Below are 19,525 nucleotides of genomic sequence, written 5' to 3' on the forward strand. Positions count from 1 at the left end.
CGTTATGAGAACACGTATTCTCGCGCTGGCCCTGGCCACCATCGGCCTGCTGGTCAGTACCGGAGTCACCCCGGCCAGCGCCGAGGAGGACTACCTCACCACCCCGACCTCGGGTGAGGGCTGCCTCGCCCCGCTGTGGGGCAGTCGCGATGCCGGCGCCTACATCGGCTTCGAGCCGTGTGACAAGACGAAGGTGCAGGCCTGGCGCCGGGCCAACAAGGGTGGCGGCTGGTACACCTACCAGTCGCTGACCTCCGACCTCTGCCTGACCGTGCTCAGCACCGGCCCGGCCGAGGGCGCGGACGTCGTGCAGCAACCCTGCGCGGACACCCCGGCCCAGCGCTGGAAGTTCGTCCAGCGGGACCCGGTCGCGGTGGCGGTGGAGGTCCGGTCCCAGCTCACGGACAAGTGCCTGAGCGCGGGCCGGGTGCAGCACACCGCGCCCTCGGACGTGGTGACGCTGGACTGCCTCAACGTCAGCTGGCAGAAGTGGGCCCCGTACCGCTGGGAGCCACCGACTTCCTGACGCTCTACCAACCGGTCGGTCGGCGGTCCAGCACCGCCGGCCGACCGGCGTCGTTCATCCGCTGTCGTTCATCCGGCGTGCGAACACCGCGGACCTACCTACCGTTCGGTTGGTGTGCGCGAGCGGTACCGGCCGACCGCACCGCTTGGCCAGCGCGCGCGAACACCGCCGACCGCCCCGCCGCCCTTCACCCGGCGCGCGCGAGCAGCACCGGCGCGCCGGGCCCGGTCAACTCCGCCGCCGGGACCCGGCGCCCGGCCATCGCCATCAGCAACGCCTCCCCGGCCCCGCGCACCTCGGCCCCCTCGCCAGCCGACCAGTCCACGTCCTCGGCCACCAGCCGCAGCCCCTTGGACCGCCGCCGCGCGTGCAGCGGCGGTGCCTTGCGCGCCAACCGCAAGGCCCGGAGCAGTCGATCGGCCGGGACGGCCCGGGGCAGGTCAAGCGCCCGCCGGATGTCCTGGTGGTGGATGAGCCCGTCCAGCAGGGCGACCATGCCGCCGCCGAAGCTCGCGGTCAGCCCGCGCGGCTGGACGTGCCGCTCGAAGGCGTCCAGCAGTTCGGCGGGGGAGAGCGAGCGGAAGTCGGTCAGGCCGATCGCGTTGGCCCGGTCCAGGCTGAACCGGCCGCGGGCGAACTGGGCCAGGACCTTGCCGAAGGTCAGGTCGTCGTAGCTGATCACGTGCGCGACGACCTCCCGCACCCGCCACTGTCCGCACAGCGTCGGCGCCTCCCACTGCTCGGCAGGCAGGGTGCGCAGGAAGGCCAGGAAGTCCACGCGCTCGGCGCGGGCCATGGCGAGGATGCTGGCCGGGTCGTTGGCGGGCAAGGGAAAACCTCCCGATAGCCGGATGGGCGCCCTGCATCCTGCCGTGCGGACCCGGTTGGCGCACCCTGTTCGACCACTTCGCCCCGGCCCGGTCGGCGCCAGGTCCTCCCAGCACACCCGGGATCGAAGTTGACGTCGTCAGGTTGACAGTGTCATTGTGGTCCGGTGTCGAGCCGGAGAGTGCGGGCCAACCCTGGCGAGGGCGGGCGGCTGCGGGAGGAAGTGCTGCTGGCGGCCGAGCGGATGCTGGTCGAGGCAGGCACCGAGGACGTGCTCACCCTGCGTGCGGTGGCCGAGCGGGTCGGCGTCACCACGCCTTCGGTCTACCGGCACTTCGCCAGCAAGGACGAGCTGGTCGAGGCGGTCTGCCTGCGTGCGTGGGACGGCCTTGGCAGCCGCATCCGGGAGGCATGCGCCCGGCTGACCGACCCGTTCATCGCGCTGGGCCAGTGCGGCCGCGCCTACATCCGGTTCGCCCTGGACCACCCGGTGCAGTACCGGGTGCTGATGCTGCGCCGCACCGAATCCTCGCCCGCGGCGGAGGCCTGCTTCGGCTACATGGTCGACGCCGTCACCGCCTGTGTGGCCACCGGTGTGCTGCACGGCGAGCCGCGCCGGCTCGCGCTGAGCCTGTGGTCGGCCATGCACGGCTGCGCCTCACTGCTGATCAACCAGCCCTCACTGCCCTGGCCCGCGGACCTGGACGAGTTCGTCAACGAGGTGGTCCGGATGGCCGGGTTCGGCGCCGCGGTGAGCACCCGGCTCGCCCGCGGGCGGGTGCCGCGCAGCGCGGACGTCACGGCGGGCGCGGACACGATGGTCAACCGGATGGAGGGGCGGAAATGAGTCTTGCCGGGCGGATCGCGCTGGTGACCGGGGGATCCCGGGGGATCGGCGCGGAGACGGCTCGATTGCTGGCGGCCCAGGGCGCCACGGTGTTCGTGAACTACCGGGACAAGGCCAAGCGTGCCGACCGAGTGGTCGGGGAGATCGAGCGCGCGGGCGGCATGGCCGCGGCGGTGCGCGCGGACCTCACCGATCCGGCCGCGGTGGAGGCGATGATCGGGGAGATCCGGGAGCGGGCCGGGTGGCTGGACCTGTTGGTGCTCAACGCTTCCGGCGGTCTGGAACGCGATCGCGCGCCCGGCTACGCGCTCCGGCTCAACCGCGACGCCCAGGTGTTCCTGGTCGAGGCCGCGCTGCCGCTGCTGCCGCCCTCGGGCCGGATCGTCTTCGTCACCAGCCACGAGGCGCACTTCCGGCAAAGCCGCCTCGGCTACGATGTGTACGAGCCGGTGGCCGCGAGCAAACGCGCGGGCGAGGACGCCCTGCGCGAGCGCATCCCCGCCCTGACCGCCCACCAGATCAGCCTGGTGGTCGTCTCCGGTGACATGATCGAGGGCACCATCACCCCTACTTTGCTGGAACGCGCCAACCCTGGCGCCATCCAGGCCCGGCGCGCCGAGGCCGGTTCGCTGCCCACGATCGCCGAGTTCGCCGGCGAGGTCGTGGCCGCGGCGTGGGCGGACGTGCCTAGCGGGCACACGGTGTACGTCGGCGGCGCGGACTACCTCACCGCGTAAACCCCTATTGACCTGGGACGACAACCCCTATTTCAGCTTTTCCAATTCGATTTTCTTCTCCGGCACTCGTGTTAGTCTCTGCGCCGAACGGCCAACTGGGGGCCGATCGCCTGTTCGCGTCGAGGGGTCGATAACTGTGTACAGTCCGGACTGATCATCAGCGCTTGATCCATTACATCGCTGACCGGAATCGGTCACCCTTTGGCAGTTTCCTGTCAATTAGCTGATGTAATCGATTTCGCTGAGAATACCGCGAAATTCACCAGAGCCTTTCCGTATTCGGGTTGAGGCTTATTTTCTGTGGCTAGCATCCGGACCACACCTTCCGGAGCCGACCACCCTGGGGGCAGTTGCAGTGCGTGAGCCGATCGCGATCGTGGGGATGGCCTGCAGGTATCCCGGCGGCGTGACCACGCCGGAGGGTTTGTGGCAGGCCGCGATCAGTGCTGCCGACCTGATCGGGGAAATGCCGGCGGACCGGGGCTGGGACCTGGATTCGCTTTACGATCCCGACCCCGACCGGCCCGGCCGGTCTTACACCCGGCACGGCGGATTCCTGGACCGCGCGGGCGACTTCGACGCCGCGTTCTTCGGCATGTCCCCGCGTGAGGCACTCACCACCGACCCGCAACAACGGCTGCTGCTCACCGCTGCCTGGGAAGCCCTGGAAGACGCCGGTATCGCCGCGACTTCGATCCGGGGCAGCCGGACCGCGGTGTTCACCGGCGTGATGATGCACGACTACGCGCCCAGGGTGCACACCGTGCCGGACGGCCTGGAAGGCCACCTGATCACCGGCAACACCGCCAGCGTCGCCTCCGGTCGGCTGGCCTATGTGCTCGGGCTGCACGGCCCCGCGCTCACCGTGGACACCGGGTGCTCCTCCTCGCTGGTCACCCTGCACCTGGCCGCGGAATCCCTGCACCGCGGCGAAAGCGATCTCGCGCTGGCCGGCGGGGTGACCGTGATGGCCACCCCGGAGATGTTCGTCGAGTTCTCCCGGCTGCGCGGGCTGGCCCCGGACGGCCGGTGCAAGCCGTTCTCCGCGGCCGCGGACGGCACCGCCTGGTCCGAGGGCTGCGGTTTGCTGGTGCTGGAACGGCTCTCCGACGCGGTGCGCAACGGGCACCGGGTGCACGCGATCGTGCGTGGCAGCGCGGTCAACTCCGACGGCGCCTCCAACGGACTGTCCGCGCCCAGCGGTCCGGCGCAGGAACTCGTGGTGCGACAGGCACTCGCGGTCGCCGGTCTGTCCACTTCGGACATCGACGCGGTGGAGGCACACGGCACCGGCACCACCCTGGGTGACCCGATCGAGGCCCAGGCGCTGCTCAACACCTACGGCCAGGACCGCGCGCACCCGCTGCTGCTCGGCTCGATCAAGTCCAACACCGGGCACACCCAGGCCGCCGCCGGGGTGGCCGGGGTGATCAAGATGGTGCACGCCATGCGGCACGGCACCCTGCCGAAGATCCTGCACTTCACCGAACCCAGCCCGCACGTGGACTGGGCCGGTGGCGCGGTCCGCCCGCTGGCCGAGCACACACCGTGGCCGGAGACCGGCCGTCCGCGCCGCGCCGGGATCTCCTCCTTCGGCATCAGCGGCACCAACGCGCACGTGCTCCTCGAACAAGCCCCCGACCGACCGGTTGGTAGGGACGCGGAAACCGGGGTGCTGCCGCTGCTGCTGTCCGCGACCTCGCTGACCGCGTTGCGCGCCCAGGCCGCCCGCCTCCGCGCACACCTGGACAACACCGAGGCCGCACTGGCCGATGTCGGCTTCACCCTGGCCACCGGCCGGGCCCGGTTCGAGCACCGCGCCGCCGTGGTCGCGGCCGACCCGGACACCCTGCGCGCCGGACTGGACGCGCTGGCCACCGGTCAGCCCGCGCCGGAGCTGGTCACCGGGACCGCGCAGCGGGACGTGCGCCCGGTGCTGGTCTTCCCCGGCCAGGGCACCCAGTGGACCGGCATGGCCCTGGACCTGCTGGCCGCCAGCCCGGTCTTCGTCGAACGGCTGGCCGCCTGCCAGCAGGCCCTGTCGCCGTTCGTGGACTGGCAGCTCACCGAGGTGCTCGCCGATGAGACCGCACTGTCCACAGTGGACATCGTGCAGCCCGCGACCTGGGCGGTGATGGTCTCCCTGGCCGCGCTCTGGCAGGCGCACGGCGTGGATCCGGTCGCGGTGGTCGGGCACTCCCAGGGCGAGATCGCCGCCGCCACCGTGGCCGGTGCGCTGTCCCTGGAGGACGGCGCCCGGGTGGTCGCCCTGCGTGCCAAGGCGATCCGCGCGCTCTCCGGACTGGGCGGGATGGCCTCGGTCGGGCTGTCCCGGGAGCTGACCGAGCAGCGGATCCAGCCCTGGGCCGGTGCGCTGTGCGTGGCGGCGGTGAATGGTCCCGAGGCCACCGTGGTCTCCGGCGATCCCCAAGCACTGAACGAGCTTTCAGTCGTGCTGGAGGCCGAGGGCGTGCGCTTCCGGCTGCTGCCGGTCGACTACGCCTCGCACTCACCCCAGGTCGACCTGCTGCGTGCCGAACTGCACACCCTGCTGGCCCCGATCCGCCCGCGCACCAGTGACATCCCGTTCCACTCCACGGTCACCGGCGAGCTGATCGACACCGCCGGACTCGACGCCGACTACTGGTTCACCAACCTGCGCCGGACCGTCGAGTTCGAGACCGCCGTCCGCGGCCTGATCACCAAGGGACAGCACGCTTTCCTGGAGTGCAGCACCCATCCGGTGCTCACCGTCGGCCTGCGCCAGCTGCTGGACGAGCACACCGAGGACGGCGTCACCCTCGGCACCCTGCGCCGCGAGGAGGGCGGCCTGCACCGCTTCCTGCTGGCCGCGGCCGAGGCGCAGGCCAACGGCATCGACCTCCGCCTGGACCGGGCCTTCCCCGGCGGACGGCTCACCGGCCTGCCGACCTACCCGTTCCAGCCGGAACGCTTCTGGCTGCTGCCCACCGCCGCCGCTAGTGCCACCGCCGAGCACCCGCTGCTGACCACCGCGGTCGTGCTGGCCGGTGGCGACGGCCTGGTCTGCACCGGCACGCTGTCCCAGCGTGCCCACCCGTGGCTGGCCGACCACGCGGTCAACGGCACGGTGCTGCTGCCCGGCGCGGCCTTCGCCGAACTCGCCCTGCACGCCGGTGAACTGATCGGTGCACCCAGACTGGACGACCTGGTGGTGCAACGCCCACTGCTGGTGCCCACCACCGCCACCATCGAGCTGCAGGTCACCGTGGACGCCGCGGGCGCGCTGGCGATCTACTCCCGCCCGGCCCGGGACGAGCCCTGGACCCAGCACGCCACCGGCGCCCTCGGTCACGGCACACCCGAACCGACCGACCGGTCGGCCTGGCCGCCACCCGGTGCGCAGGAGATCAACCTCGACGGCGCCTACCAGCGACTGGCCGACCGTGGCTACGAGTACGGCCCGGTCTTCCAGGGCCTCCAGCGGGCCTGGCAGGACGGCGAGACCCGGTACGCCGAGGTCACCCTGCCCACCGAACCCGGCCGCTACGGCCTGCACCCGGCCCTGCTCGACGCCGCCCTGCACCCGCTGCTGCTCGGCGCCGACCAGAACCTCCGCCTACCGTTCGGTTGGGACGGGGTGTCCCTGCACGCCACCGGCGCCTCGACGGTGCGGGTCACGCTGACCCCGTCCGGCCCCGACGCCTACCGGGTCACCATCACCGACCCCACCGGCGCACCCGTGGCCCAGCTCGACTCGGTGTCCCTGCGCCCGGTGCGCACCGACCTGCTCGGCGGCGACCGCACCCTGTTCCACCTCGACTGGATCCCGGTCCCGCACCGCACCGCCCGCACCGGCAACACCGAGGTCCTGCACGCCACCGGCGCGCACCAGGTCCTCGCCGCCCTGCGTGACTGGCTGGCCAAGGACCAGGACGGCGTGCTGCTCGTCGTCACCAACCGGGCCGTCGCCACCAGCCCGACCGAGGACGTCACCGACCTCGACGCGGCCCCGGTCTGGGGACTCGTGCGCACCGCCCAGTCCGAACACCCCGGCCGCTTCGCCCTGGCCGACCTGGACGACCCGGACCAGCTGGACGCCGCGATCGCCTGCGACGAACCACAAATCGCCGTCCGCGCGGGCCAATTGCTCACCCCACGCCTGTCCCGCGGCACCGAACCCGGCCAGCCGGTCCACCTCGACCCGGACGGCACGGTGCTGATCACCGGCGGCACCGGCACCCTCGGCCGCGCGCTGGCCCGGCACCTGGTGACCAACCACGGCGTCCGCCACCTGATCCTCACCGGCCGCCGCGCCGCCGAGGCCCCCGATCTGCCCGGCGCCAAGGTCCGGGTGATCCCGTGCGACGTCGCCAACACCGAAGCCCTGGCCGCCCTGCTCGCCGACATCCCCGCCGCACACCCGCTCACCGCGGTGATCCACGCGGCCGGTGTCCTGGACGACAGCACGGTCGACGCCCTCACCCCCGAGCAGCTGGACACCGTGTCCCGCCCCAAGATCGAGGGCGCCCGCAACCTGCACCGGCTCACCAGCCACCTCCCGCTCACCGCGTTCGTGCTGTTCTCCTCGGTGGCCGGGATCATCGGCACCCGCGGCCAGGCCAACTACGCCGCCGCCAACAGCTACCTGGACGCACTCGCCGCGCACCGCAGGGCACACGGCCTGCCCGCCACCTCGATGGCCTGGGGCCTGTGGGCCCAGGAATCCGGCATGACCGGCCACCTCAGCGACACCGACCACGCCCGGCTGAGCAGGTCCCGGCTGCGCCCCATCGCCCAGGAGCACGGCCTGGCCCTGTTCGACGCGGCCCTGGCCGGACCGGCGCTGTCCGTACCCGCCCGCTTCGACTTGACCGACCGCGAATCCGGCGACCGCCTGCCCATCCTCGCGGGACTGCTCGCCCCCCGCCGCCGAGCCGCCGCCCGCACCCAGCCGGTCACCTTCGTCCCCGGCGACGAACGAGCCGTGCTGGACCTGGTGCTCAGCACCGTGTCCACCGTGCTCGGCAACGACAGCAAGATCAACCCGGAGCGGGCCTTCCGCGACCTCGGCTTCGACTCGCTCAGCGGCCTGGAACTACGCAACCGCCTCAGCGCCGCCACCGGCCTGCGCCTGCCCGCCACCGCCGTCTTCGACCATCCCACCCCCGCCCAACTCGCCGCCCACCTACGCGGCACCGCCACCACCCCGGCCCCGATCGCTGCCCCGGTCGCACCCGAGGACGACCCGATCGTCCTGGTCGGCGCTGGCTGCCGCTTCCCCGGCGGAGTGTCCACAGTGGACGAACTCTGGACCCTGCTCGCCGAGGGCCGCGACGTCATCACCGACTTCCCCACCGACCGCGGCTGGGACGTCGAATCCCGCTACACCAACGATTCCGTGCGCCGTGGCGGTTTCCTGGCCGACGCCGCCGAGTTCGACCCCGCCTTCTTCGGCATCCCGCCCCGCGAAGCCCTGGTGATGGACCCGCAACAACGGATCCTGCTGGAAGTCGCCTGGCACGCCCTGGAATCCGCGGGCATCGACCCGGCCACCCTGCGCGGCAGCCGCACCGCCGTGTTCACCGGAACCATGGGCAGCGACTACGCCCACCGCGAGCACGAGATCCCGGCCGACCTCAGCGGCCAGGTCTCCATCGACAACGCGAGCAGCGTCGCCTCCGGCCGCCTGGCCTACTTCTTCGGCTTCGAGGGCCCCGCGATCACCCTGGACACCGCGTGTTCCTCCGCCCTGGTCGCCATGCACCTGGCCGCCAGAGCCCTGCGCGACGGCGAATGCACCCTGGCCCTGGCCGGCGGCGTCACCGTGATGACCACCCCCACCCTGTTCGTCGAATTCTCCAAGGTCTACGCCCTGGCCCCCGACGGCCACTGCAAACCCTTCGCCGCGGCCGCCAACGGCACCGCCTGGAGCGAAGGCGCCGGACTCGTTGTCCTGGAACGACTCTCCGACGCCCGCCGCAACGGCCACCAGATCCTGGCCATCCTGCGCGGCAGCGCCATCAACTCCGACGGCGCCTCCAACGGCCTCACCGCCCCCAACGGCGCCGCCCAGCGCCGGGTGATCCAGGCCGCCCTGTCCGCAGCGGGCCTGCGACCGTCCGAAGTGGACGCGGTGGAAGCCCACGGCACCGGCACCACCCTGGGCGACCCCATCGAAGCCCAGGCCCTGCTGGCCACCTATGGCCAGGACCGCGACCGCCCGGTGCTGATCGGCTCGGCCAAGTCGAACCTGGGGCACACCCAGGCCGCGGCGGGGGTGGCCGGGGTGCTGAAGATGATGATGGCGATGCGGCACGGGGTGTTGCCGGGGACGCTGCACCTGGAACGGCCGAGTCCGCACGTGGACTGGGCCGGCGGGTCGGTGGAACTCGCGGGGGAGTCGGTGAGCTGGCCGGAGACGGGGCGGCCGCGGCGGGCGGGGATCTCCTCGTTCGGGATCAGTGGCACCAACGCGCACGTGATCCTGGAAGAGCCCGCACCGGAACTCGCCCCGGCCCCCGCGCCCCGGCTCGGGTCGGACACCGCGGCACAGCCCGCGGCCACGCCCACGACCGTGCCGGAACTCGCGGCACTGCCCGTGTCTGGCTCCGGACCGGTGCCCGCGTCCCGGCCCGTGCCGGACCCCGCGCCTGCGCCCGACCCTGAGTCCCAGCCCCGACTCCTGCCCTGGCTCATCTCCGCGGCCACCCCCCAAGCCCTGCCCCGCCAGGCCCAAGCCCTCCTCACCCACCCCGCCACCCCCCTCGACATCGCCCACTCCCTCGCCACCACCCGCACCCACCTCCCCGCCCGAGCCGTCTACCTCGGCCGCACCAAACCCGAACTGCACCAGGCCATCAGCACCGCCACCGCCATCACCGGCGAGGTCCATGACGGCCCCACCGCCTTCCTCTTCCCCGGCCAGGGCGCCCAATTCCCCGCCATGGCCGCCGACCTCCACCGCGAGGAACCCCGCTTCGCCGCGGCCTTCGACGCCGTCGCCGCCGAACTGGACCAGCACCTCGACCGCCCCCTGGCCGACCTCACCTTCACCGGCGAACTCACCCGCACCGACCACACCCAGGCCGCGGTCTTCGCGGTGGAAGTGGCGCTGTACCGGCTGATCACCGCGTTCGGCGTGGTCCCGGACGCGCTCGCCGGGCACTCGGTCGGCGAGATCGCCGCCGCGCACGTCGCCGGAGTCCTGTCCCTCCCGGATGCCTGCACGCTGATCGCCGCCCGCGGTCGCCTGATGCACGAGCTGGACCGCGACGGTGCGATGGTCGCCATCCGCGCCACCGAGGCCGAGGCCCGGGAACTGTTGCGCGGACATGAAGACCAGGTCGCCATCGCCGCCATCAACGGCCCGAACTCGGTGGTCCTCTCCGGTACCGCCGACCTCGTCCTGGAACTGGCCGCGCGCACCCCGCACGCCCGCAGACTGGATGTGGCGCAAGCCTTCCACTCCCCGCACATGGAGCCGATGCTCGCGCCGTTCCGGGAAGTCCTTGCCAGGCTGGAATTCCACGAGCCTGCCATCCCGGTGATCTCCTCGGTCACCGGCCGCCCCGTCACCGGGACGGACCTGCGCACCCCGGAATACTGGGTCCGGCACGCGCGGCATCCGGTTCGGTTCCACGACTGCCTCGGCGCGCTGGCCGCCGGGACCTACTTGGAAATCGGGCCGGGCAACACGCTCAGCGCACTCGGCCAGGAAAGCCGGCCCGACGCGGAGTTCCTGCCGGTGCTGCCCAAGGGGCGTCCCGGCGTGGAGTCGGTGCTCCGGGCGCTCGCCGGTGCGCACACCCGTGGGGTCACCGTGGATTGGGCTGCCTGGTGTGTCGGCGGTCGGCGGGTGACGTTGCCGGGTTACCAGTTCAGCCGGGAGCGGTACTGGCTGCCGGTCCGCGCCGCGCAGCCGTCCCGGGATCCGCTGCTGCATGTGGTCGAGTGGTCGGCGGCGACGCCGAAGCACCTGCCGCTGACCGGTCCCTGGCTGGTCGTCGCGCCGCCGGGGGAGCAGTTCGACGAGATCATCGACGCGGTGGCACGCTCGCTTCAAACCACAGAGGTGTTGCGGTTCAACGGAACCGAGGCGCTCCCACCCAGTGCCGGGATCGTGTCCCTGCTCGCGCTGGACCCGGTGATCGGCGAGGCGAGCGTCCCGCGTGCGGTCACCGCCACCCTCGCCCTGCTCCAGTCCGCACCCGAGGGCACCCCGGTGTGGGCGCTTACCCAGGGCGCGATCCGGGCCCGCACGGGTGACACCGTGCCGCGGCCGGAACAGGCCGGGGTCTGGGGCTTGGGACGGGTGGCCGCGCTGGAGTCGCCCGGCCGCTGGGGTGGGCTGATTGACCTGCCCGAGCAGCCGACCGAGGCCGACTGGCTCGCCTTCCGCGCGGCACTCGGCGGCGAGGACCAGACCGCGATCCGCGACGGCCGCGGGTACGTGCGCCGACTCGCCACCGTGCCCGCCGGGCCCAGCGTGGTGCCGGAGACCACCGGAACCGTCCTGATCACCGGCGGACTCGGCGGACTTGGTGGGCACGTGGCCCGCCTGCTCGCCACCCGGGGCGCCCGCCGTCTGCTCCTGGTCGGACGGCAGGGACCGGATTCCCCTGGTGCGCAGGACCTGCACGCCGAACTCACCGCCACCGGCGCCGAGGTCACCATCGCCGCCTGCGACATCACCAACCGCGACGCCCTGGCCGACCTGCTCGCCGACCACAAGCTCTCCGGCGTCGTGCACACGGCCGGAGTCCTGGATGACGGCGTGCTGGAGTCCTTGTCGCCCAACCGGTTCGACACCGTGTTCACGGCCAAGGTGGGCGGCGCCCGGCACCTGCACGACCTCACCCGCGATCACCCACTGGACTTCTTCGTGCTGTGTTCCTCCCTCGCCAGCACGGTCGGCTCACCCGGCCAGGGCAACTACAGTGCCGCCAACGCGGTGCTGGAAGCCCTTGCCCACCAACGACGTTCACTCGGCCTGCCGGCCACCTGCCTGGCCTGGGGCCCGTGGGCGGACACCGGCATGGCCACCACCGAACTCGAAACCGCCTGGCGGACAAGGGGAATCACCCCGATGCCCGCGGCGGCCGCACTCGACGCCCTCGGTCGCGCACTGGCCGGTGGCGGTCCGGAATACGCGATCGCCGAGGTCGACTGGTCCCGGTTCGCCGCCACCCACAACGCGATCCGCCCGAGCCACCTGTGCGACAACCTGCCCGGCGTGCAACCGGACGACCACCCCGCACCCCCGGCCCCGGTACGCCTGGACGACGTGCCCGCCGAGGAACGCGAGAACTACCTGACCCAGGTGGTGATCTCGCACGTGGCCGCCGTGTCCGGCCACCCCGCGAACGAGATCCCGCCGGGCCGGTCCTTCCGCGAACTCGGCCTGGATTCGCTGGCCGGAGTGCAGTTGCGCAACCGGATCAGCACCGCGACCGGGGCCCCGCTGACCGCCACCGTGGTCTACGAGCACCCCACCCCGGTCGCGCTGGCCCGGCACCTGATCGAGGCGCTGGGTGGCGGGGTGCGGGATGCGGTCCAGACCACCATGAACCGGTTGCGGGAACTGGAAACGGCGCTGTCGGAACTGCGGCCGGGCGCGGTGGGCCGGGGTGAGGCGATCACCAGCACGCTGGAACGGATCCTGCGGTCCTGGCAGTCCAGGGAACGCGACGAGACAGCCAAGCCGGACCTGGACAGCGCCACCGATGACGAGATCTTCGACCTGATTGACGGCGTGCTCGCCGAAGACCGATGACCAAGGGAGCCAAGACGATGACCCTCGCCGGGGAACGGGTCGCGAGCCGCGACAACCCGCTGTACGCCCTGCTGGAGGCGGAAACCCTCGCCGATCCCTATCCGATGCTGGCCAAGTGGCGGGAGATGGGGCCGATCGAGACCGAGGACGGGTCGCTGATCATCAGCGATTACGCCACCTGCATGGCGATCCTGCGTGATCACGCCGCCATGGGCAACGACACCCTCGCCTCGCCCGCGATGCAGCGGGTCTTCCCGGAGGCCACCGAGGAGCCGGTGCTCAACTCGATCTTCTTCCTGGACGACCCGGCGCACGGCAGGCAGCGCAGGCTGGTCACCAAGGCGTTCACGCCGCGGATCACCGCCAGGTACGAGCCCTGGATCCGGGAGATCGTGGACTCGCTGTTCGCCAAGTTCATCGCCAATGGCGAGTTCGACGGCGTGGAGGACCTGGCCACCGGGCTTTCCCTTGGTGTGATCGCGAAACTGCTCGACATCCCGGCCGAGGACATCCCGCAGCTGCGCGAGTGGTCCAGTGACATGGCGCTGTCCACCGAACTCCCCACCCTGGTCGCCAGTTTCCACAACGCCGAGACCTTCACCAGGGACGAGCTGATCCGGCTCACCCAGACCACCACCACGGTGCACGCCTACTTCGCCGACCTCATCTTCAAGCGGCGCAAGAACCTCGGCGAGGACCTGATCTCCAGCCTGATCCGCACCGAGCACGACGGCCGCAAGCTCAGCCGCCGCGAGGTCACCAACACCGTGGCCACCGTGTTCATCGCCGCGCACGAGTCCACCACCAACCTGATCACCAACGGCCTGCTCGCGCTGTCCCGGTTCCCGGACCAGCTCGCCCAGCTGCGCCAGGACCCGTCGCTCGCGATGTCCACTGTGGACGAGGTGCTGCGTTATGACTGCCCGATCCTGCTGATCGGCCGGGTCGCGCTGGAAGGCAAGCAGGTCAACGGGATCGACATCGACAAGGACACCATCGTCACCCTGGTGATCGGCTCGGGCAACCGGGACGAGCGCGAGTTCCCGCAGGCCGATGAGTTCCGGATCCAGCGGCAGAGCAAGAGCATGGGCCTGGCCTTCGGCGTCGGCGCGCACTACTGCCTCGGCAACAGCCTGGCCAAGCTGGAGGCCGAGATCGTCTTCCGCACGGTCGCCGAACGCCTGCCGGACTTCCACGTGCACGAGGACTCGCTGAGCTACCGCAGGCACGTGGTGGTGCGCGGTCTCGACACCCAGCGCATCACCTTCAAAGCCTGACCCTGCCTGCCAAACCCGCCACGAGGTGATCCGATGTCCAGCGACGAAGCCAAGATCCGCCAGTACCTGAAGAAGGTCACCGCGGACCTGCTCGCCACCAGGGAACGACTGCGCGAGGCCGAGCAGCAGCACGACGAGCCGATCGCGGTGGTCGGCATGTCCTGCCGCCTGCCCGGCGGTGTGGCCTCCCCGGCCCAGCTGTGGGATCTCGTCGACGGCGGGGTGGACGCGATCTCGCCGTTCCCGCGGGACCGGCACTGGCCGATCGAGGACCTCTACGATCCGGACCCGAACTCCCAGCAGGCCCGCCGGACCTACGTGCGCGAGGGCGGATTCCTCGACGGGGCAGGCGAATTCGACCCGGCCTTCTTCGGCATCTCACCGCGTGAGGCGCTGGTGATGGACCCGCAGCAGCGGCTGATGCTGGAACTGGCCTGGGAGGCGTTCGAGTCCGCCGGTATCCCGCCGGAGTCGATGGCGGGCAGCCGGACCGGGGTGTTCGCCGGCGCGTCCAGCAACGACTACCAGATGCTGTGGCAGGGCACCACGCAGTACTCCCAGTACGCGATCACCGGCAGCACGATGAGTGTGATCTCCGGCCGGATCGCCTTCGCCTTCGACTTCAGCGGTCCCGCGGTCACCATCGACACCGCGTGTTCCTCCTCGCTGGTGGCCGCGCACCTGGCCGCGCGGGCGCTACGGGCGGGGGAGTGCGGGCTGGCACTGGCCGGTGGGGTGACCGTGCTGGCCACGCCGGGCACGTTCGTCGAGTTCTGCGGGCAGGGGGTGACCTCGAAGGACGCGCGCAGCAAGGCTTTCGCCGCCGCGGCCGACGGGGCGATCTGGGCCGAGGGCGCCGGACTGCTGTTGCTGGAACGGCTTTCCGACGCCCGGCGCAACGGTCACCAGGTGCTCGCGCTGCTGCGCGGTTCGGCGATCAACCAGGACGGCACCAGCAACGGGCTGTCCGCGCCGAACGGCACCGCACAGCAGGAGGTCATCCGGGCCGCGCTGGCCGACGCGGGCCTGGCGCCCGAACAGGTCGACGTGGTCGAGGCACACGGCACCGGCACCCCGCTGGGTGATCCGATCGAGGGCACCGCGCTGGTGGCCACCTACGGCGAGCACCGGCCGGACGGGCGACCGCTGTACCTGGGCTCGCTGAAGTCCAACATCGGGCACACCCAGGCCGCGGCCGGGGTGGCCGGTGCGATCAAGATGATCATGGCGATGCGGCACGGCCGGGTGCCCAAGTCTTTGCACGTGGATGCGCCCACGCCCAAGGTGGACTGGGGTGTCAACGCGGTCAGTGTGCTGGCCGAACCGGTGGACTGGCCGGAGACCGGGAACCCCCGGCGCGCTGGCGTGTCCTCCTTCGGCATCAGCGGCACCAACGCGCACATCATCCTGGAGGAACCACCCGCCGAGGACGTCGAGTCCACTGTGGATGGTGAGTTGCCGGTGCTTCCCTGGACGGTGTCCGGCAAAACCGTTGCCGCACTGCGCGGTCAAGCCGCCCGGCTGGCCGAGTTCGCCGAACAGGACGAGACCCACGCGGCTGGGGTGGCGCACGCACTGGCCACCGGACGCACGCACTTCCGGCACCGGCGCACGGTTTTCGGCCGGGACAAGGCCGAACTGGCCGCCGAACTGCGCCGACTCGCCGAGGCCGGTCCCGGTGACCAGGTGCCCGGCACCGGTTCGCTTGGCGTGCTCTTCACCGGGCAGGGCGCGCAGCGGCCGGGCATGGGACTGGCCCTCGCCGAGACCTTCCCCGCCTTCGCCACCGCCTTCGAGGAGGTGTGCGGGCACCTGGACGAGCACCTGCCGCGCCCACTGCGCGAGGTGATCGCCAACGACGCGGAACTGTTGCACCGCACCGACTTCGCCCAGGCCGCGTTGTTCGCGGTGGAGGTCGCGCTGTACCGGTTCGCCGAATCCTGCGGACTGCGGCCCGCCTACCTGCTCGGGCACTCCATCGGCGAGATCGCCGCGGCGCACGTGGCCGGGGTGTGGACCCTGGCCGACGCCGCCACCCTGGTCGCCGCGCGCGGCCGGCTGATGGCCGCACTGCCCACCGGCGGCGCGATGGTCGCTTTGCAGGGCAACGAAGAAGAGGTCACCGCCGTACTCGCCGGACGCGAGCAGCTGGTGTCGATCGCCGCGGTGAACTCGGCCGACTCGGTGGTCATCTCCGGCGACGCCGCCGAGGTCGAGGTGCTCGTGACGGACTGGGCGGCCAAGGGGCGCAAGACCAAGCGGCTCCAGGTCAGCCACGCCTTCCACTCGCCGCTGATGGAGCCGATGCTCGCCGAGTTCCGCGAGATCGTCGCCGCGCTGCCCACCGCGGAACCGGCCATCCCGGTGATCTCCAACCTCACCGGCCGGATCGCCACCGCCGACCAACTGCGCTCACCCGGCTACTGGGCCGACCACGTGCGCCAGGCCGTCCGCTTCCACGACGGCCTCGCCACCGCCCGCGCCAACGGCGTCAGCACCCTGCTGGAACTCGGCCCCGACGCGGTGCTCTCCGCACTCGCTCGCCAGGACGCCGGACCGGCCGAGACCGCGATCCCGGTGTGCCGCAAGGACCACGCCGAACCGGAGAGCTTGCTGCGCGCCCTCGGCGCCGTGCACGACAGCGGCGTGGACGTGGACTGGACCGCGGTACTGCCCGCCGTCCCCGCCCGGATCGCCGACCTGCCCACCTACGCCTTCCAGCACGAGCACTACTGGCTGGTTCCCGACGGCGACTCGGTCAACCTCAAGTCCGCCGGTCTGGAAGCAGCCGGACACCCCCTGCTGGGCGCGGTGCTGAGCGCAGCCGACGGCGACGGCGTGGTGCTCACCGGCCGTCTCTCCCTGCAGAGTCAGCCCTGGCTGGCCGGGCACATCATCCGCGGCATCCCGGTGCTGGCCGGTACCGCGTTCCTGGAGTTCGCGCTGGCCGCGGGCGAGCAGGTCGGCTGTGACGCGGTCGAGGAGCTGACCGTGGAGGCCCCGCTCGCACTGCCCACCGACGGCGGCGTGCAGGTCCAGGTCGTGCTCGGCGCGGCGGAGGAGTCCGGCCGCCGCCCGGTGCGGGTGTTCTCCCGGCCGGACAACGACTCCGGCAGCTGGCGCGGTCACGCCGCCGGGTTCGTCGGCGTCCGCACCGCGGTGCCCGAGGCGACGCTGGTGCAGTGGCCGCCGACCGATGTGGTGGAGATCGACGTCTCCGAGGTCTACGACGAGGTCGTGGAGGGACGGCACTTCTCCTACGAGGGGGCCTTCCGCGGCCTGCGCACGCTGTGGCGGCGGGACAGCCCGGCAGGGCCGGAGATGTTCGCCGAGGTCGCCCTGCCCGTGGACGCCGCTGGTGATGCCAAGCGGTACAACCTGCACCCGGCCCTGCTGGACGCCGTGCTGCACGCGGTCGGCCTCGGCCCGCAGCTCGACACGATCGACCAGGGCCACGGCTCGATGCCGTTCTCCTGGTCAGGGCTCTCCCTGTTCGCCGCCGGTGCGGCCATGCTGCGGGTGCACATCACCGGCGACAACGGCGATGTGGCGATCACCCTGGCCGACGGCTCCGGCGCGACCGTGGCCACCGTCGACTCCCTGCTGTTCCGGCCACTGCCCGCGGACGCCGCGCACCTGCACGGCCCGGCCGAGGACAGCTCCGCGCTGTTCGGCCTGGACTGGGCGCCGCTGCCACTGTCCGCGGACACCGCCCGGGACTGGGTCGCGCTGGGTGAGCAGGCCCCCGACCTGGCCGCCCTCGGCGCCCTCGTCGACGACGGCCTGCCCGCCCCCGAGGTCGTGTTCTCGCGTCTCTACCGACCGGTCGGTAGCGAGACGGACGCGGTACGCACCGCAGTGGGTGAACTGGCCGGGCTGTTGCGGGACTGGCTGGGTGACGAGCGCTTCGCCGAGTCCGCGCTGGTGCTGTGCTCGGAGCAGGCCCTGGGCGTGCTGCCCGGCGAGCAACCCGATCCGGTGACCGCGGCGGCCTGGGGACTGGCCCGCTCGGCGCAGATGGAACACCCGCACCGGGTGCTGCTGATCGACACCGACGACCTGCGCTCCTGGCCGCTGCTGGCCGTGGCCACCGCCAAGGCCGCCAGGGAACCCCAGGTGGCCCTGCGCGACGGCGCGCTCTACGCACCCCGCCTGCACCGGGCCACTCCCGGTGACCCGCACCGCGCCCCCGACGGCACCGTGCTGATCACCGGCGGCGGCGGACGGCTCGGCGGCGTGTTCGCCCGGCACCTGGCCGCCCAGGGCGCCCGCCGGATCGTGCTGCTCTCCCGCCGCGGCACCGCCCCACCCGAACTGCTCGCCGACCTGACCGAGCTGGGCGCGGACACCGTGCTGGCCCAAGGCGATGTGGCCGTCCGGGCCGACCTGGAACGGGTGCTCGCCGACATCCCGGCCGCGCACCCGCTCACCGCGGTCATCCACGCCGCGGGCGTGCTCGACGACGGGCTGGTCGAGACGCTGACCGCGACGCAGCTGGAGAACGTGTTGCGGCCCAAGGTCGACGGCGGCTGGCACCTGCACGAGCTGACCAAGGACCTGGACCTGGCCATGTTCGTCTGCTTCTCCTCCGCCGCCGGGGTCTTCGGCACCGCGGGACAGGGCGCGTACGCGGCGGCCAACAGCTTCCTGGACGCGCTCACCGCCCGCCGCCGGGCCGCCGGACTCGCCGGGCTCTCCCTCGGCTGGGGTCTGTGGGCCGCCGACGAGCACAGCGGCGCCGACGGCATGGGCGGTGGCCTGGCCGCCGCCGACCAGGCCCGGCTCAACCGCACCGGCATCCTCGGCCTCACCGACCCGCAGGGCCTCGCACTGTGGACGGACGCGCTGGCCACCGGCCGGGACTACCTGGTGCCGATCCGGGTGGACCTGGGCGCGGTCGGCAAACTCGGCGCCGACGGCATCCCGCCGCTGCTGCGCGACCTGGTCCGCCGCTCCTCCCGGCGCAGCGCGGCCGGGCAACGCGGGGGCGCGCCTTCGGAAACCCCGCAGGCCCTGGCCAGGCGGCTGTCCGGACTCAGCCCGGAGGAACGCGACCGGCAGCTCACCAACCTGGTGCGCGGGCACGTCGCCGCCGTGCTGGGCTACACCTCCGCCGACGGGGTCCCGGCCGAGGGCGCCTTCGGCGATCTCGGCTTCGACTCGCTCAGCTCGGTGGAACTGCGCAACCGGATCAACAGCGCGACCGGGCTGCGCCTGCCCGCCACGCTGGTGTTCGACCACCCCACCCCGGCCGCGCTGGCCGGTCACCTGGGCCAGGAAATCGCCCCGGACGCGACGGAAACCACCCTCGATCCCGGCATCGAGCTGACCGCGCTGGAGGACGCCGTCCGGCAGCGCGCGCTCGGCGCGGACGAGGACGCGCGCGAGCTGCTCCGGCAGCGGTTGCGCGCCCTGCTCGGCACGCTCGGGGACAACCCGGGTCAGGACGTCGTGGCAGGTCTGCGGACCGCCTCGGCCGAGGAGTTGTACGCCTTCGTGGACCGAGAGCTGGGCAGCCCGTGAGCCGCCACCGCCTCCCGTCCGCCACCCAGCCCG

General features: G+C 72.2%; 5 protein-coding genes and 2 pseudogenes. 6 read left to right on the plus strand and 1 reads right to left on the minus strand.

What is annotated here, in order from left to right; translation table 11 throughout:
- Positions 1-4 precede the first annotated feature (4 nt).
- Positions 5-526: an RICIN domain-containing protein gene (locus HNR67_RS22555; protein WP_185004198.1), complete on the plus strand. Its 522-nt coding sequence runs from the start codon at positions 5-7 to the stop codon at positions 524-526.
- 187 nt (positions 527-713) lie between these two features.
- Here HNR67_RS22555 and HNR67_RS22560 read toward each other — a convergent pair whose 3' ends face one another.
- Complete coding sequence (locus HNR67_RS22560) at positions 714-1,355, minus strand: maleylpyruvate isomerase family mycothiol-dependent enzyme (protein WP_246492573.1); 642 nt, start codon at positions 1,353-1,355, stop codon at positions 714-716.
- 165 nt (positions 1,356-1,520) lie between these two features.
- On the opposite strand from HNR67_RS22560, the gene HNR67_RS22565 reads away from it, so the two are divergent.
- From HNR67_RS22565 to HNR67_RS22620, 5 genes and pseudogenes are all read left to right on the plus strand, one after another.
- Positions 1,521-2,201: a TetR/AcrR family transcriptional regulator gene (locus HNR67_RS22565; protein ID WP_185004199.1), complete on the plus strand. Its 681-nt coding sequence runs from the start codon at positions 1,521-1,523 to the stop codon at positions 2,199-2,201.
- Entirely contained in the window at positions 2,198-2,938 is a 741-nt protein-coding gene (locus HNR67_RS22570) for an SDR family oxidoreductase (protein WP_185004200.1), read from the plus strand. Before HNR67_RS22565 ends, HNR67_RS22570 begins: the two co-directional genes overlap by 4 nt.
- Before the next feature lie 361 nt (positions 2,939-3,299).
- A pseudogene (locus HNR67_RS45775) lies at positions 3,300-12,692 on the plus strand (SDR family NAD(P)-dependent oxidoreductase); the annotation flags it as partial.
- Positions 12,689-13,969, plus strand: coding sequence for a cytochrome P450 (locus HNR67_RS22615; protein WP_185004201.1), 1,281 nt, complete (start codon positions 12,689-12,691; stop codon positions 13,967-13,969). The pseudogene HNR67_RS45775 and the gene HNR67_RS22615, both read left to right, overlap by 4 nt.
- A 54-nt stretch (positions 13,970-14,023) precedes the next feature.
- Positions 14,024-19,492, plus strand: a pseudogene (locus tag HNR67_RS22620) (type I polyketide synthase); the annotation flags it as partial.
- Positions 19,493-19,525 lie beyond the last annotated feature (33 nt).

This window comes from Crossiella cryophila, assembly GCF_014204915.1.
Classification (GTDB): domain Bacteria; phylum Actinomycetota; class Actinomycetes; order Mycobacteriales; family Pseudonocardiaceae; genus Crossiella; species Crossiella cryophila.

Bases quoted from the DNA above. Each gene is read 5' to 3' on its own strand.
- HNR67_RS22555 (WP_185004198.1), top strand. From the start codon at position 5: ATGAGAACACGTATTCTCGCGCTGGCCCTGGCCACCATCGGCCTGCTG.
- HNR67_RS22570 (WP_185004200.1), top strand. From the start codon at position 2,198: ATGAGTCTTGCCGGGCGGATCGCGCTGGTGACCGGGGGATCCCGGGGG.
- HNR67_RS22615 (WP_185004201.1), top strand. From the start codon at position 12,689: ATGACCAAGGGAGCCAAGACGATGACCCTCGCCGGGGAACGGGTCGCG.